Below are 15,652 nucleotides of genomic sequence, written 5' to 3'. Positions count from 1 at the left end.
GAATTCAACAGCTCGCTCTCCGAGTGAACGTTGGGTGTGAGGAGTAGGAGTGAGCGTCAACATGGTGCGACAGTGGGTAAGTGCAGTTCTCTGCGTAGTGGGTGGGTCTTTAGGGACGGGGCTTTTGGCGGGTTGTGCCATCCCCATAGCCTCTGCAGAGGTGGCGGAAGTGCAGGTGCGCTTAGTGCATGTGGCCCCCAATGCCCCTCGGATTGACTTGGAAGTGGGAGGGGTAAGGGCTGCTCAGGGTGTAGCCTATGGCACGGTGAGCGAATACGTGCGCATGCCGGCGGGCGAGTACGACATTGTTTTGTTTTCAACACCTGAGAACCCCGGCCAGCCCACAAGTTCTAAGGACTCCGTCGCGCGAACGGTTGCGGCCAGGACTGTGGCCAACCTCAGAGGCGGGGGAGTGTTCTCAGTGGTGGCCGCCGACGAGCCCAATCGCGTCACAGTCTTGGTACTGGAAGACAATATCAACCCTCTGTTCGATCAAGCCCTGGTGCGGTTTGTTCACGCTGCCCCCGACGCCCCACCCCTGCAATGGCAAGGGGAGCAAGGGCGAGTGCTGATACCTCAGTTGGCCTTTGGGCAAGTATCCACTTTTCAAGCCATGCGCCCCGGCTTTACCCAAATCCAGGTGGCCACAGCCCCTTCTGCCTCAGGCGGGCAGACGTCTCCCAGCCGGAGCATTCCCCTGCAACGGTTTGATCTCCAGTTAGAGGCGGGGAAAGTCTATACCCTCTACGTGGCGGGGTTACTGCGCAGCAATCCAAGCTTGAGTGGGGTGCTGGCGGAGGAGACGCGGGCTCGCCGCCTTCTCTAGGTGTCTTCCCCCTATACTTTGGGGAAAGGGTACGACTTTCTACCCGTGGATGCCCTGTTTCAGGTAGTGGTGCTTAGCCAGACTCCAGATCCCGAGCGGGTGATCTGGCAGGCAATGCACCAGGACTACAGTGCCGAGTACGTCACACCAGCAAGCCGGGTGCCAGCCAACCCTGGCGAGGCGGTGGTGCGGCACCTTCTAGAGGGCGACCGTGGTCACTACGGCCCTCTGGAGCACCCGCAGATCACCTTCGGGGTGGGCTACTTCCCCCACCTGGTGGTGCAGCAGGCGCGCACCCACCGCATTGGGGTGTCGTTCGATGTCCAGTCGTACCGCTACACCGGCCAACAGCTTTTGGAGCTGGGATCGGATCCCAGCCCTGACCAACTGGAGCAAGTTTTTTACGTGCCCGCCAACATCAAGGAGGGCCAGGCCAAGACCCGCGACGGGATCCGGCCTATCGCCCCCGAGGCGCTGGGCATTGTGCTGGAGCAATACCGCAGCCAGGCCGTTGCCTACCGCCGCCTAGTGGAAGAGTGTGGCGTTCCGCCTGAGGATGCCCGCTGCATCCTCGGCTACGGGATCCGACAGCACTTTGTGGTGTCGTTCAACTGCCGCAGCCTGATGCACTTCCTGGACTTGCGGGCCAAGGCCGATGCCCAGCGGGAGATCCGTGAGCTGTGCGAGCTCATCTGGCCCCACTTTGAGGCCTGGTGCCCTCATGTTGCCGCCTGGTATCGCAAAAATCGCTGGGGTAGGGCTAGGCTTTCTCCCTAACAAGTTCCCAACTATGGATCCCAAGGCTTATGAACAAATGGCGGCCTTAGAAGATCGGCATTGGTGGTTTCTGGGCCGTCGCCGCATTCTCAGCCGGGTTATTACAGGGATCCCTCTTCCGCCTGAGGCTTGTATCCTGGAAGCTGGCTGTGGCAGTGGCGGCAACCTAGAAATGTTGTCTCAATTTGGCCAAGTCTTCGCAATGGAAAGAAGCGAAATAGCATTGCCTCTTGCCCGTGCCCGCGGGATCGGGATTGTAGCCGAAGGTGAATTGCCGCATCGGATCCCTTTTGGCTCTCAACAATTTGATTTAATTGCTCTGCTGGACGTCCTGGAACACTTGGAGGAAGACAAAGCAGCTCTGGAAGCCCTCATCCAGAGGTTAAAGCCATCTGGCTACATGGTGATTACAGTACCGGCCTACCCCTGGCTGTGGAGCGCCCATGACGAGCTCAATCACCACAAGAGACGCTACACGCGGCTGCAACTTCTCTCCTTACTCAGGAGCGCCGGCTTGCAAATTCATATCCTTACCTTTTTCAACAGCTTTCTCTTTCCATTAGCAGCAGGGATCCGCCTAGCCCAAAAGAACCTTCACCTCAGACAGAGCCAAGATCTAAAAATGCCCTTGCCTTGGGCCAATCGGCTTTTAACCGAGATTTTTGCCGCAGAAGCCTATTTGATCCCCAAGTTTTCCCTACCCTTTGGCCTGTCGTTGTTAGCAGTAGCTAGTCTTAGGAACGCTTAACCCTGGGAAAAAAGGCAGAGATGAATTGGCCTAATCTCCCAGCTCTGGATCCGGCCGTACCCGCACTTCCATTTGGCGCAGCAACCGCAGTGAGCTTTCCGGCCCGTCGATCATCTGCTGCTCGTTGATCCAGTAGGTGGCGATGCCCAGGTCTTCCAGAAATTGAATGTAGGGATCTGGGGGCGGACCATCGAAAACGGCAGCCTTCTGGACAGAAAAGCCCTGTTCGATCCAGGGGGTGAGAGCAAAGCGCTCGTAGTAAAGCAACTGCCCCACCACCTCCTGCAGCGCCTCTGCGGCATCTTTGTGGTGCAGCAACTTCACCTCGGCCAAAAGCAGGTGCCCGTCGGCCACCGCCAGAAAGTCAAACGTGTGCTGGTCTTCCCGCACCTCTAGACCCGCTAGACGGAACCAACGGCGAAACTGGTGCAAGATCTCGTTGTGGCGCTCGCTGCGCTCCAACTGACGCCGGCGGCGGCGCTCCGCCATCAGCGGGTCTGTCCCGGCATAGGAAGGGATCCCACTGCTGCGAAACTGGGGCGGCTCATCCGGATCCAAGACCACCTTACCCCCAGCAGGTTGATGGAGGAGAGGGGGCATAGAGGGCCACAACTCGGCAGATCCCCACTCCACCTCCGGTTGCGCTGCCAAAGCAAGCAGATGGCGATTGAGAGGGTGCTCAGGGTGGGTGTCGAACAACAGCTGGAGTTGGGAGTGGCTGAACTGAAAATCCAGGCGAAACTGTTCCACCGAAAGGCTGCTCCGCCCCTTCTGCAGAGTCTCCTGGCCGAAGTAGAGCATCACCAAGAGAGGGTAGATGGGCAGGGGGCGATGGGGGGGGATGAGCATGGCCCACATCTGGTCCGTCCAGGGGGGAAGCAGGATCTCGGCCTGTTTGCCCTTGCCCACCACCTGCAGCATTTTGGGATGGCCGGGCTGCCAACCACAGGGGTGGTCGTCGAAGCCACAGGTCTGCCGCCCTTGATCCACACTTAAGGGGTAGCGCCCGTCATAGAGGCGAAAGGGACAGAGATCCCGGTCTGCTGCTAGAAAACGCTCGTCCTGCCACAAGTGGGCGGCCAGGGCATGGCAGCCAATGCCCTCCTGGCTGTTGCAGGCTTTGAGCCAGCGGCGTTCGGCCAGTTTCCCACCCACTTTGCTCGGCGCCAGAGGCCGGACAAGGCCATTTTCCCCTTGGTTAAACAGAGGCCACACCAGGGGCTCCCCCGTCTCTGGCAGGGTAGGCAAGAGAGGATGGGTTTTGGTGTAAAACGGGTCGCAAATGCGCTGAGCCACCTCCTCTAGGGGCAGGCCGTGGGAGGATCCCACTGGGGGCAGAAGGGATCCCGAGCCAGCCTGAGCGCGATGGTACTGGATAGCCAGAGCTACCTCCAACCCTATCGGACGCAGTTCCGGCGTCAACTGCCGGTAGCGCTGCAGCAGCCGCGAGGCTTGCACAAAAAGGTCGTAGCGCCGAACAGAAATTGCGTCAGCCATAGGGTTACTGGAAAAAATCCCCAAGGGTTGGGCAAAAGCCAGCTAGAACAGAAACCTCGCCTGTAGACAGGATTGAGGCTGAGTTTTGCTGAGATACAAATACCACCTGTGCCAAGCCCAGTAGCCGGAAGGCCCATTTCGCTTGGCACCAGGTCAGTTGTCAGTGTAGTAGAGAAACTCCGGCGCGGGAAGATAACTAGCAGTAAAGGCTAGCGTCGCAGCCACCAAGGAAAGGGAAAGGGACGCTCGGTTTCGGCGTCGCGGTCGTACTCGGTCGGGCGGCCTGTGTCTGGCTGGATCACCAAGCTGCCCACGTAGTCGGCCTCTCGATAGACGCGGTCAATCTGGCGGTGAATTTGGGCCATATCCTCGGCGGAGACCACGCCGTTGTCGGTGGCTTTGTAGAACTGGATGGTGACCCGAATGGGAAAGCGGGGATCCCGTTCGATGTTGAGGTTGTTGATCTCGGTGAAGGGGCCTTCCACCTCCCCGTGGCCGATGACGGCAGCTTCTAGATTGCTAGGGAAGCAGTCCCCTAGGCCTAGGGTCTCCGTCAAGTATCTGACCTGCTCAACTTTCCTTTGCTTTCAGCATTACCAGGTTCAGAGCTTCTTCGGGGACTTCCGCTGAGTCAGGATCCCTGGGGGTTGGCTCGGCAGCTTGCTGGGCTTGGAAATCGCTGAGGCGCTGCCCAGTAAGGCTGGCCCGTTCCCCGTTTTGGTTGAAGAAAAGGCGCTGGCCCCAGATCTCCCCCCATCCCTCCTCCGGGCGGTTCTCGATCACTGTAATGCTGGTGCCCTCGCGGGTGGCCAAGATCGCCAGCACGCCTGGGTTGCCCGGATAAGACTGATAGTTGAACAGCACCGGGTTGAATTGGGCGGATCCCCCGGCAGGGATGGGCAAAAAGGCGGCCTGGGCGCTCACCAGCACATGGCTATCCCGTGGGGCCAGCAGGGAGTTCCGGTTGCCGGCCCAAGAGCGGGGATTGTGCAAGTAGCGGCGCAGGTTCCCCAGCAGCTCCTGCAGCGACACCACGCGCACCAGCACCTTTAGGCGGTTGAGGGGCAGGTCGGCAGAGAGATCGGCAAAGTTGGGGTAGCGGATCACCGGCATCAGGCTCAGCTTGCGGCGACCCGTCAGGGGGTTGAGCTGCTGCACCTGGATGGTCATGTCGCTGATGTTGGGGCCGAGGGCGGATCCCTTATGCCGTCCCGTGTCCTCCCAGGTGAGCTCAACGATATCCAGCCCGTAGTGGGCTGCTAAGGATGCCCTGACCATAACCCGGTTACGGAGAGCCAGCACGGCAGTTTCGCTTTCGGCAATCCAATGCTTCTGCCGGGATCCCGGTTTGCGTGGGCTACGATAAAAGGCTGTAGCGCTCCTGCCGACTTTTTCGGATATGGCCAATATCCAACGGGATCCTGAAGTCAACTTGTCGGCTGCCTCGGCTCTTGCCCAAAACCCTCCACCGGCTGCCTCCCCCTTGCCTTTGTCCGTCATGTTTCGCCTAGGCCTATTTCAGATGGGCCTGGGGATGATGTCGCTGCTGACTCTGGGGGTGCTCAATCGAGTCATGATTGACCCGGAGCTCTTGGCCATCCCAGCCACAGTGGTAGGGGGATCCCTGGCCATGCACCAGTTGGTTTCCCCAGCCCGCGTCTGGTTTGGGCAGCTTTCCGATGCCAAGCCTTTGTTTGGGACGCACCGTAGCGGCTATGTGCGCTTGGGATCGGTGCTGTTTGCCCTGTGCATCTTCTTAGCGGTGCAGGTGGTGTGGGGGTTGGGGCAGAGCTTTGCCAGTAGCGGCTGGTCACTGGCTACCTACGGCTGGATTGCTCTGGCCGCTTTGATGTTTGCACTCTACGGGCTTTGTCTCAGCGCCTGCTCCACGCCCTTTGCGGCGCTGCTGGTGGATGTTTCCGATGAGCACAACCGCTCCCAGTTGGTGGGGATCGTCTGGTCGATGCTGATGGTGGGCATTGCCGGGGGGGCAATTGGCTCGGCAGTGCTGCTGCGCGGCCTAAATCCAGAGAATCTCCAGACGACGATCAACCGCCTTTTCATGGTTATTCCCGCCGTGGTGGTCCTGCTAGGGGTAATCGCCACCTGGGGGGTGGAAGAACGCTATTCCCGCTATGGATCCCGTTCCACCATGGCCGGGCGGGAGGACCAGATCACCCTAGGCACGGCCATTAAGGTGCTCACCGCCAGCCGCCAAACCCTGATCTTTTTTAGCTTTTTGGCCCTGATGACCATGGGCCTGTTCATCCAACAGCCGGTTCTGGAGCCCTATGGCGGCGAGGTGTTTGGCATGACCGTGGCCCAGAGCACCCAGCTCAACGCCTTCTGGAGCCTAGGCGTCTTGGTGGGGATTGTGGTGACTGGCTTTCTCATCGTTCCTAAGCTGGGCAAGCAGACAACTGCCCGCTTGGGCTGCCTGCTGGTGGCCCTTTCTTTTGGGCTGACCATTGCCGCAGGGTTTACAGGCAAGCCACAGCTGCTGCAGCTGTGTATGATCCTGTTTGGCTTAGCCTCTGGGATCACCACCAACGGGGCCATTAGCCTGATGTTGGACTTGACAGCGCCTGAGACCGCTGGCACTTTCATTGGGGCTTGGGGCCTGGCTCAGGCGATGTCGCAGGCACTCTCTACCCTCATCGGTGGGGCTTTGCTTGACCTGGGGCGGCTATTTTTCCCCACTTCCTCGGTCCTAGCCTATGCCACAGTCTTTGGAGTGGAGGCGGCGGTGATGTTGCTTGCAGTGTATTTGCTAGGACGGGTGAGCGTAGCGGAGTTCCGGGAGAAAACTAGCCGCACCCTAACCGAGGTGCTGGCGCTGGAGCTGGAAGGCTAACGCCGTTGGACCGGCTCGTAGTGGGGGCAGCCTTGGCAGGGCCCGCTGGGATTAACGGCGCAGCGCAGCAGCGGCGAATGGGCATTAAATCGACAGGAGGGATCTCCCAGAAGCTGGCCTATCTCGAGGGGTGAGCTCACTGGGCGAATGAGGGCGCGGATGCTGCACAGGTGGTATTTGCCCTGCCGCAATTGGTAGGAGTGGCGCTTTTCCAAAACCAGGTAGTGCTGCTCAGCAAGCTGAACGTAGGTACCTGGATGGGGACTGCTTTCCCAGGGGCATTCGTCCACCACCTCTCCCGAATCGGCATCGATCCACTGAATGGGCAAGGTTGGGTTGACAGAAGCCATAAGGTGCCGCGACGGCCAGCCTGGAGAACAGCTTGGCAAGCCGGTTAGCTTGTACTACTAGCTCTACTCAGTGTAGAGGATTTTCTGGAGTGGGTGGACAACTGGGGTGAATACGTGACCAAGGAGGGATCCCGGCAGCATGGGCAGAGTGGTCATTATCGGGGCAGGGCTGGCCGGCTTAACCTGCGCCAAGGTGCTGAGCCAGGCGGGATGGAAGGATGTCCTAGTCCTGGAAAAAAGCGACGGCCCCGGCGGGCGGGTGCGCACCGACGCGGTGGAGGGCTTCCGTTTGGATCGCGGCTTTCAGGTGCTGTTTACGGCCTATCCCCAGGTGCGGCGGCATCTGGATCTGGGCAGACTTGCCCCCCGCCCCTACCGGCCGGGAGCCCTGCTGGCCCAACCCGGTCGCTGCTGGCTGTTGGGGGATCCCCTGCGGGATCCAGCCAGCATTGTCCCTTCCCTCTTCAACCCCTTGGCCAGCTTTGGCGACAAGCTCAAGGTGCTGCAGTTGCGGGCGCAGCTGGCACGGCGCACGCCGGAGCAGGTTTTCCAAGAAGGACTGGGGGGATCTGACTGCTCGGTGCGAGAGTTCCTGGAGGAGTACGGATTTTCCCAAAAGATCTGCCAGCACTTCTTCTACCCTTTTTTCCGCGGCATTCTCTTGGATCCCGATCTGGCTAGCAGCGCCCGCCTCTTTGCCTTTTACTTCAAGATGATGGCCGAGGGAGCCATCGTCACCCCGGCGCTGGGCATGGGAGAGATCGCCCGCCAACTGGCCAGTCACCTTGCTCCCGAGCAGATCCGCTACCAAACTCCGGTAGAGCGCATCCTAGTGGAAGAGGGAAAAGTGCGCGGGATCCGCACCGCCAAGGGCGAGGAGATCCCTGCTGAATGGGTGGTCTGTGCCACCGATGCCCCTCAAGCGCGGGCCTGGCAGGCCGAGCTCTGCCCTCAAGCTGCTGTGCCCATCCCCAGCCAGGGACGAGCAGTGACCTGCCTTTATTTCTGCGCCCCCTTTTCCCTGACCCGTGGCGCCTACTTGTACCTCAACGCCAGCGGCCAAGGCTGGATCAACCACTGGGTTCAGCTCACTCAGCTTAGCCCAGCACTGGCTCCTGCTGGCCAACACCTCTATTCGGTGACGGTGTTGGGGGATCCCCCTCTGGGCGACGAGGAGCTGGCCCAAGCCTGCCGGGCCGAGCTGCAGGCCTACTTTCCCAAAGCCCCCTTGGAACGATTGCGCCTGCTGCGGGTGTATCGGATCCCTTTTGCCCAGTTTGTCCAGCCAGCCGGTTTTCAGCAGCACCTGGTTCCCACCGGCAGTGGCCTGTCGGGCCTTCTCTGGGCTGGAGAATACACCCACCAGAGCAGCATCGAGGGATCCCTGCGCAGCGGCGAACAAGCGGCGGCTTGGATTTTACAAAAATCTTCTGTATAGCAAGACCCAGACTTTGACTTTCTTAATCCCCTTCTCAGCCCAAAAAGGGGGATGGTGTGGTATGTAGAGGGTGTCTACCCCAGGGATCCCTCTGCCATGCAAAGCGCTACTCTTAACCCGTTTTCCCTTCTGCAGCGCTCGTTTGAAGTTGTAGGCCCCATCTATGGGCTGCTGGTGATTCTGGCCTCTCCTGGCTTTATCATTCCGGTCGTCGCAGGGCTGATCCCCCGTTTTGGGGGGATCCTCAATTTGGCATACATCCTAATTGTTGCTCCCATCCTGGCTGGCGCAGCCTTTTGGCTGGTGGATCAGCACCTGAAGCGGCAAGCTCCCCTGCTGGGCAACAGCCTCGACCGGGCCCTTGCGAAGGCAGTGCCTCTGGTTTTCGGCAGCATCTTAGCAGAACTCCTCTCTTTCCTTGCCTCCCTCCTTTTGATCCTTCCTGGCATTTACGTGGGAGTCAGGCTGGCTTTTACCCCTTGTGCCATTGCCTTGGAAAATCGAGGAGCTACAGAAGGGCTGCGCTACAGTTGGAACCTTGTCAAGGGCCGCTGGTGGGGCGTGTTTTGGGCTCTTCTTGTGGTTTCAGGTTTGATTTTGGCTGTTGTCTTTTTTGTTGTTTTTGCAGGAGTCTTAGGTTCGATCCTCGGCTTTGATGGGACTGTGCTTGGGTTGGTGCTTTGGGTGGTCGGGGGGGTAGCAGTTACGCCACTTGCCTGGACCTATATCGTGCTCCTGTTCCGATCCCTGCAGCACTTGAAGGGTCAAGCGGCCTAGCTTCCGCATGCCAGCTCAAAGGGTGGACATTCAATCCGCCATTTAGCGGAGCCCATAGCAGAAGCTCTTGCCGAAAATAGACAAAGACTTCCCTCGAGAGCTTCTCTGCTATGAGTGAAGCTAGGACAACCGCCATCCAGCGGATTATCCAAGCAGCTATGGTGACTGGTCTGCTTACAGCTGCCCAGGAGCACGAGCTAAATGTGAGGCTATTTCAAGATGGGTGTTCTGAAGCGGATTTCTTCTTGCTGCGTCGCTTGCACGCCTGCTTGCGCCAGGGATCTATCCGTCAAGTGCCAGGCTTGCCCAACCCCGCAGCTAGAGGTGGCTTTGGCACCTCTCTACGTCTAGTGACAGACAGAGCCAAGAAGGCCCAGCCCCAACCTCTGAGGCTAGTGGGCAATCCTAGGGTTAGCTAGTAGCTGCGCTAGGGTCGGGATCCGGGCGATAATAACTCCAGCAATGTGCCCTAGGGGGATGCTCTGCAATGGAAGCTTTTTTCGAGTTCCTCTGGTCTGCTTCGGCGGTTTTGCTGGTGATCCTGGTGTTGTTGCATAGCCCCAAGGGAGATGGCCTGTCGAGTATTAGCGGGCAAGCCCAGTTATTTGCCAGCCCTAAGAGCGCTGAGCAAAACCTAAACCGCATCACCTGGACGGTGGCTACCCTTTTTCTCTCCGTCAGTGTGGTGTTGGGAGCGGGCTGGCTCTCCACAGGCGCAGGGCAATAGCGTAGCGTGGCAGTCATCTACTTGCATGGCTTCGGCTCTGGGCCGCAATCGGCTAAGGCTGCCTTTTTCCGCCAGCGGCTGCAGCAGCTAGGGATCCCTCTGCAGGTGCCAGATCTCAACCAGGGCAATTTTACCCAGCTCACTCTCTCTCGTCAGATCCAGCAAGTTTCTGAGCAGCTGGCTGCCATGGGGCATCCTCCCGTTACCCTGATTGGCTCTAGCCTAGGCGGTGTAGTGGCTGCCTGGGTGGCTGAGCAGCAGCCTTGCGTGGAACGGCTGGTGTTACTGGCGCCGGCTTTTGGCTTTTTGGAACATTGGCTGCCGCGACTAGGGGCTGGGGCCGCGGAAGCTTGGCAACGCAGCGGGCAAATGCTGGTTTTTCACTACGGAGAAGGGCGGCTGCTGCCCTTGGACTATAGCTTTGTTACTGACGCCCAGCGCTACCCTGACGCTGCTTTGCGCCGGCCTGTGCCCACTTTGATTGTGCACGGGATCCACGACGAAGTCATCCCCATTCGCTCCAGCCGCGACTACGTTGCCCATCGCCCCTGGGCGCAACTGGTAGCCGTGGAGAGTGACCACGCCCTCACCAATGTGTTGGAGACCCTCTGGGAGGTGGTTAGCCGCTTCTGTGGCTGGCAGCAGCCTTCCTTGGAGGCAGGGACCTAGGAGATGGCAGTGCGACCTCTTGCCGGCCTTTTCTTGGATATGGACGGGGTAATTGTGGATTCGGAGCCAATCCATGCCCGCGCTGGGGCTATTGCCCTGGAGCGCTGCCAACTGTTTCTGGATCTGGCCCCCGTCTCCCTGCAGTTTAAAGGGCGCACTGACCGCGACATGTTTGAGTATCTCGTGGAACACCTGACGGACACCCCGCCTGCGGAACGGCCCCTGCTGGTGGAACGCCTAATTACAGAGAAGGCCAAGGCCTTTAGCGAGCTGCTAGCAGAAGTGCCTTTGCTGCCAGGAGTGGTGGAGTTCTTGGAGCTCAGCCGCCGTTGCTTTTCGGCCCTTGCCCTCACTACCTCTGCTACCCGTCGGGATCAGGAGCAGATTTTCCAACGCTTTGACCTGGACCGCTGGTTTGACGCCGTGATTACTGCGGAAGATATCCAGCGAGCCAAGCCCGACCCCGAGCCTTATTTGAAAACAGCTGCCAAAGTGGGCTTGGATCCCAGCGTGTGTTTGGTGGTTGAAGACTCTGCCCACGGGATCCGCGCTGCCAAGGGGGCGGGCTGCCTTGCTGTTGGCCTCACCACTGCCTTTACCCCAGCGGAGCTGCGCCAGGCAGGAGCCGATGCCGTGGTGGACAGCTTTGCCGAGTTGGTAGAATTTCTGGGTCTGGAGAGGTAACTCTGCCCCGCTCGCCGGCAAGAGCAGGGAGGAAGAGGGAACCTGCCTAGCCCCACGGCAGAGGCAGCGCTGAGGGAGATTGCCTGCTAGGCCACCCACCTGACCCTGGGTGTCCCTGGGGCCTGGGAGAGCCGGAACAGCTTTAGCTCATCACCATGCCCCCGTCAATGGCAAAGACTTGCCCCGTGATGTAGGCCGCCGCTGGGTCAGCCGCCAAAAAGCGCACCAGCCCCGCTACTTCGGCTGGGGATCCCAGTCGTCCCAGGGGGATCTGGGCCAGAATGGGGCCGGGATCCAGCTTTTCTGTCATCTGGGTGGTGATAAAGCCAGGGGCAACGGCATTGACGGTGATGTTGCGGCTGGCCAGCTCGCGGGCTGCTGTCTTGGTTAGACCAATTACCCCTGCTTTAGCAGCGCTGTAGTTAGCCTGGCCAGCGTTGCCCACCAAGCCCACCACCGAGGTGATGTTGATGATGCGTCCCTGCCGCTGCTTGACCATGATCTTGGCGGCTGCCTTCAGGCAGAGGAAGACCCCCGTGAGGTTGAGATCCAGCACCGCCTGCCAGTCTTCCGGCTTTAGGCGCAGCAAGAGGGCATCGCGGGTGATACCGGCATTGTTTACCAGCACGTCCACCCGGCCCCAGCGCTCCATCACCTGTTCAAAGAGCTGCTCCACTTCTACGGCCTGGGAGACATCGGCGGCCACGGCCATTCCTTCCCCCCCCAGGGCGGCAATCTCCTGCACCAGCGCCTCGGCCTCGGCAGCGGAGTGGGCGTAGTTGACAACCACCTTAGCGCCAATGGCCCCCAAATGAAGGGCAATGGCCCGGCCAATGCCGCGGCTGGCTCCAGTAACTACGGCCACCTGGTTGTGGAGCGAGGGCAAGGGGAGAAGTTCAGACATAGGCGGCAGCTTCCTTGCAAGGGCGACAGCCGCAATAGTATAGGATGCTTTGGCTTCCTTGGGGATCTTGCCATCCCGGGCTAGGCAAAGGCAGGCCTTCCCAGGGGGGAAAGTTGCTCAGCCAAAAGGAGGCTGCCCCGCTTGGGGAAAGAGCCAGATTTTAGGATAGAGAGTTGGCTTGTATGAGAGAAACTATCCATGCAAGTGGAGTTTCGGGAGTGCGATCCAGGCAACCTCTGGATTTGGTTTGAGTTTGCCGAGCCCCCCGTGCCAGCGGAGCTGGAGTATCTTCGGGAAGTGTTGGAATCGTGGTACGTGCTGGGCAAGCTGGGAGGATTTAACGCCGAACGCCTGGTGGTCCAGGAGGCTGAGACGGATCTCAGCTATCTGGAGTATCCCAGTGACTTGGCTCCGGTGACCTCGCTAATGCACAACATGGGATCCCTTGAGGAGAAGGGCAAGTGGGCCCGCTGCTGGTTTGACCTAGGCACTGCCGATGCCATGGCGCTGGACGTGTTGATCAATGCCCTGCGCACCCTCAGCTTGGAATACATTGGTCTCACCCGCGTCATCATCGGTGGGCAAAACGAGGATTGGCCAGTGCCGGATCCCGAGGAAACTGATGTTTACGATCTCAGCAGCTACCTCCGGGATCACTGGGGGGAAAAAGGAGATCTAGAGTAGCCCTACTCCAGGTAGCCCAGTTCCTGCATCCGCCGCAGCAAGTCCGCATCGCTTTCCGTGTCCACTTTGCGGGGGGCCAAGCTGGGGCGGCGCGATTCAGCCCACTCCAGCCACCGCCTTAGCCCTTGTTGCAGGCGAACCAGCCAAGCTTGGGGAGAAAGGGATCCCACCTCCGGAGCCCCAGGCTCGGCCAAGAGCAGATCCCGCTGCTCCCCCGGATCCTGCTCTAGGTTGTAGAGGCTAGCGTCCTCCCCCGTTTGGATGAGCTTAATCACTCCCTCATAGAGAGCGCGGCGGGTGGCGTAACAGGCGCGGGCCTGCAAGAGGCTGTCGTTGCGGCTTGCCATGGCCCGGAGGAGAATCTGCGGTGGGAAAGCCTCGCTAAGCACCACTCCTTGCTCAGGATCCTCTCCCGCTAGAGTACGGCTGAGGCTAAGGCGGGCAATCTCGCGGCGGAGCCGGAGGCTAGCCCAAGGGGTGCCGTCAGCTAGGGAGAGGCTGGGGCGGAAGCCGGCAGCTTCCAAGAGGGTATGGAAGAGGCGGCGGGTGGAAACAGGGGTGGCCACCCGCTTTCCTGAGGGAAAGTAGCCGGGGTAGTGCAGGATCAGGGGCACGCGGATGAGCTCTTCGTAGACCACAAAGGCGTGGCCGACGAAATCGTGCTCCCCTAGGCCCTCGCCGTGGTCGGCAACGATGGCTAGCAGAGTGTTCTGCTCCAGGCCGGTTTGGCGCAGGGTGGCGAAGACAGATCCCAGCAGGTAATCCTGGTAGGCTACTTCGGCATCGTAGATGTCCCGCAGCACCCGCGCCTGCAGGGGAGAAAGCGGCTGCGGCAGGGGTGCCATCCAGCGGTAGGGCTCAGCGTTGTACTGGCGCAGGAAATCCCGCGCCTCCCGGTTGCTCTTGAAGTAGGGAGCGTATTTCTGCACAAAAGGCTCTGGCGGCCAGTAGGGCAGGTGGGTCTCCATGAGGTTGACAAAGCAAAAAAAGGGGGGCGCCCCCGCCGGCCGGCGGGCCATTTGCTGTAAGTAGCGATTGAGGTCGGCAATGGAGGCGGCAGTGTTGCCCTTGAAGTTCATCAGGCGGGTCCAGAGGGAGGCAAACCAGGGGTGCAGCGCCAACTGAAACAGGGTGTCGGAGCGAGCAAAGGCATTTTGCACGGGGTAGGAGAGGCGGCGCCAAAACTGGGTGTAGGCGGCCAGCCAGTGGTTGAGGGGAGCGGGCAGAGGGTTGCCCTCGGGGGGGCGGGTGGGTAGAGCCCCGCCGTAGTTGTAGAAGGTGTCAAAGCCGCGCCGCAGGCCGTTTTTCAGGATCCCCACTAGGGGGTTGTTGCAAAAGCCCACGGTGGTGTAGCCAACCCGCTTCAGCAGCTCCGCCAAGGTGGGTAGAGCAGGACTTAGCTCTAGGTCTGCCTGAACGATCTGGTGGGTGCTGGGGTACTCTCCTGTAAACAGGGAGGCGTGGGAGGGGATCGTCCACTGGGCAGGGGCAATGGCCCGCTCGAAGAGGGTGGATTCTGCAGCCAGCCGATCCAGGTTGGGGCTAGTGGGCACTTGGCGAGCCCGCTCTTCCTCCGACCAGTAGCAAGAGAGACGATCCGCCCGCTGGGTATCGAGGACAATCAGCAGGATGTTAGGACGCTCCCCCACAGGGATCTCTGCCATTTCTGGAAACCTCACCGCAACCCACCCCAGAGGGTTCTTCTATCTATCCTGACATGCTCCCGCCTGCCTTTTGGCCCTCAGGGCAGGGTGAGATGGGTTTGGCTGTTGCCTTGCATCCGGACAGTGCTGGTCTGCCAGTCCAGGAAGCCCCTGTCGCCACTCACGGTAAAAGCCTGGCCAGGCTGGCGGTAGCGCACCTTGCCCAGAGCTTGCAGTTGGGTGGAGCCGACGCGCCAACGGATCTCCTGGGCCTGGAGGAACCCCTCCCCGCTAGCGCGGGCAATTCTGGCTTTCCCATTGCCCCGCAGGCGCAACTCAGTTAGAGGCAGGGGAGCCCACAATTCCTCGCCGCTAAGGCGCACGCCTTGCTGGGGGGCATATACCTCTACGGCTCCCAGGGCCCGCACTTCCTTCCTGCCAAATTGCCACCAGAAACGGCTAGCAGCCAGCTCCAGCTTTGGATCCTGATATTCTGCCCGTACAGGTTGAGTGGGATCCCGGTTTTCCAACTGCATCTGCGCTTGGCCAAAGTCGATGCGCAAGCAATCCCCCCACAGGGATCCCTGGCCGTCCAGCAGCTCCACCTGCACCTGACCCTCAGCTTCGAGGAGGCGCTGTTCTGGCAGCCATTGCAGCCGCTCTGCCTGCAGGCGCAGGTTATCCCGCTCGGATTCCACCTCGACTTGTCCCCTCAATTCCAAGCGCCGTTGGCTGGGGTAGGCGGATCCCTGCTGGGCCCGGACGCGAATAGCGCGGTCATCTTCGTCAAAAAACTCTCCCTCGATAGCCTGCAAATGGGCGGATCCCAACTGCACGGGGGTGCCCTCGGGCGAGGGAGGCTCGTATTTGGCTAGGCGTGCCCGCAAGCGCCACAGCAAGCCACCGTCAGGCTGGGCCTGGGTGAGGGTGATGTCTTCGTAAATCAACTGGGGGGTGGAGATAGGCTGGCGCGGGGCCTCGGGATCCCTCTCCGGCCCGCCACAGGCAGCGCTCAGCAGGGCCAAAACCACTAGCCACCCTAGGATCTGGGAAGAGGGGGGCTGCATGGATCTC

At 60.2% G+C, this 15,652-nt stretch carries 18 protein-coding genes; 11 read left to right on the top strand and 7 right to left on the bottom strand.

From position 1 onward, the window contains the following. Positions 1-49 precede the first annotated feature (49 nt). Genes NW822_RS09120 through NW822_RS09110 form a run of 3 tightly spaced genes read left to right on the top strand, consistent with a single transcriptional unit; the run spans position 50 to position 2,351 of the window. Complete coding sequence (locus tag NW822_RS09120) at positions 50-826, top strand: DUF4397 domain-containing protein (protein ID WP_414404223.1); 777 nt, start codon at positions 50-52, stop codon at positions 824-826. 45 nt (positions 827-871) lie between these two features. Next, positions 872-1,603 (top strand): FAD-dependent thymidylate synthase, encoded by a 732-nt coding sequence (gene thyX, locus NW822_RS09115; RefSeq protein ID WP_414362901.1) that lies wholly within the window; start codon positions 872-874, stop codon positions 1,601-1,603. Positions 1,604-1,616: 13 nt separating this feature from the next. Continuing rightward, the gene (locus NW822_RS09110; RefSeq protein WP_414404222.1) at positions 1,617-2,351 is read left to right on the top strand and encodes a class I SAM-dependent methyltransferase; all 735 of its coding nucleotides are present in this window, start codon (positions 1,617-1,619) and stop codon (positions 2,349-2,351) included. Between the two features lie 30 nt (positions 2,352-2,381). Here NW822_RS09110 and NW822_RS09105 read toward each other — a convergent pair whose 3' ends face one another. From NW822_RS09105 to NW822_RS09095, 3 genes are all read right to left on the bottom strand, one after another. After that, positions 2,382-3,848 (bottom strand): hypothetical protein, encoded by a 1,467-nt coding sequence (locus NW822_RS09105; protein WP_414404221.1) that lies wholly within the window; start codon positions 3,846-3,848, stop codon positions 2,382-2,384. Between the two features lie 209 nt (positions 3,849-4,057). Next, positions 4,058-4,405 (bottom strand): hypothetical protein, encoded by a 348-nt coding sequence (locus tag NW822_RS09100; protein ID WP_414404220.1) that lies wholly within the window; start codon positions 4,403-4,405, stop codon positions 4,058-4,060. Positions 4,406-4,418: 13 nt separating this feature from the next. After that, the gene (locus NW822_RS09095; protein ID WP_414404219.1) at positions 4,419-5,126 is read right to left on the bottom strand and encodes a hypothetical protein; all 708 of its coding nucleotides are present in this window, start codon (positions 5,124-5,126) and stop codon (positions 4,419-4,421) included. 121 nt (positions 5,127-5,247) lie between these two features. Between NW822_RS09095 and NW822_RS09090 the strand changes: the two genes are divergently transcribed. Beyond that, the gene (locus tag NW822_RS09090) at positions 5,248-6,702 is read left to right on the top strand and encodes a BCD family MFS transporter (RefSeq protein ID WP_414404218.1); all 1,455 of its coding nucleotides are present in this window, start codon (positions 5,248-5,250) and stop codon (positions 6,700-6,702) included. Here the strand turns inward: NW822_RS09090 and NW822_RS09085 are convergent. Further along, positions 6,699-7,052, bottom strand: coding sequence for a DUF6464 family protein (locus tag NW822_RS09085; protein WP_414362866.1), 354 nt, complete (start codon positions 7,050-7,052; stop codon positions 6,699-6,701). The two genes, NW822_RS09090 and NW822_RS09085, sit on opposite strands and share 4 nt — an antisense overlap. A gap of 139 nt (positions 7,053-7,191) precedes the next feature. Between NW822_RS09085 and NW822_RS09080 the strand changes: the two genes are divergently transcribed. From NW822_RS09080 to NW822_RS09055, 6 genes are all read left to right on the top strand, one after another. Then, complete coding sequence (locus tag NW822_RS09080; RefSeq protein ID WP_414404217.1) at positions 7,192-8,490, top strand: FAD-dependent oxidoreductase; 1,299 nt, start codon at positions 7,192-7,194, stop codon at positions 8,488-8,490. A gap of 96 nt (positions 8,491-8,586) precedes the next feature. Beyond that, on the top strand, positions 8,587-9,267 hold the full coding sequence (locus NW822_RS09075; protein ID WP_414404216.1) for a glycerophosphoryl diester phosphodiesterase membrane domain-containing protein: 681 nt from the start codon (positions 8,587-8,589) through the stop codon (positions 9,265-9,267). A gap of 110 nt (positions 9,268-9,377) precedes the next feature. Next, entirely contained in the window at positions 9,378-9,686 is a 309-nt protein-coding gene (locus NW822_RS09070; protein ID WP_414404215.1) for a hypothetical protein, read from the top strand. 68 nt (positions 9,687-9,754) lie between these two features. Next, a complete protein-coding gene (gene secG / locus NW822_RS09065) occupies positions 9,755-9,994 on the top strand; it encodes a preprotein translocase subunit SecG (protein ID WP_414362873.1) in 240 nt (79 codons plus the stop codon). A gap of 6 nt (positions 9,995-10,000) precedes the next feature. After that, the gene (locus NW822_RS09060) at positions 10,001-10,663 is read left to right on the top strand and encodes a YqiA/YcfP family alpha/beta fold hydrolase (protein WP_414404214.1); all 663 of its coding nucleotides are present in this window, start codon (positions 10,001-10,003) and stop codon (positions 10,661-10,663) included. A gap of 3 nt (positions 10,664-10,666) precedes the next feature. Next, positions 10,667-11,347, top strand: a complete 681-nt coding sequence (locus tag NW822_RS09055) for an HAD family hydrolase (protein ID WP_414404213.1) — start codon at positions 10,667-10,669, stop codon at positions 11,345-11,347. Between the two features lie 142 nt (positions 11,348-11,489). Here the strand turns inward: NW822_RS09055 and fabG are convergent, their stop codons facing one another. Next, on the bottom strand, positions 11,490-12,233 hold the full coding sequence (gene fabG / locus NW822_RS09050; protein WP_414362903.1) for a 3-oxoacyl-[acyl-carrier-protein] reductase: 744 nt from the start codon (positions 12,231-12,233) through the stop codon (positions 11,490-11,492). Positions 12,234-12,449: 216 nt separating this feature from the next. Between fabG and NW822_RS09045 the strand changes: the two genes are divergently transcribed. Next, positions 12,450-12,935, top strand: a complete 486-nt coding sequence (locus tag NW822_RS09045; protein WP_414362878.1) for a DUF3531 family protein — start codon at positions 12,450-12,452, stop codon at positions 12,933-12,935. A gap of 2 nt (positions 12,936-12,937) precedes the next feature. On the opposite strand, the gene NW822_RS09040 is transcribed toward NW822_RS09045, so the two are convergent. Then, entirely contained in the window at positions 12,938-14,599 is a 1,662-nt protein-coding gene (locus NW822_RS09040) for a sulfatase (protein WP_414404212.1), read from the bottom strand. Positions 14,600-14,676: 77 nt separating this feature from the next. Then, complete coding sequence (gene lptC / locus NW822_RS09035; protein WP_414362880.1) at positions 14,677-15,645, bottom strand: LPS export ABC transporter periplasmic protein LptC; 969 nt, start codon at positions 15,643-15,645, stop codon at positions 14,677-14,679. Positions 15,646-15,652 lie beyond the last annotated feature (7 nt).

The organism is Synechococcus sp. H70.2 (assembly GCF_047462275.1).
In the GTDB taxonomy this organism is placed as follows: Bacteria; Cyanobacteriota; Cyanobacteriia; order Thermostichales; family Thermostichaceae; genus Thermostichus.
Note: the sequence above shows the minus strand (reverse complement) of the source record. Positions and strands in the feature narration are given on the sequence as shown.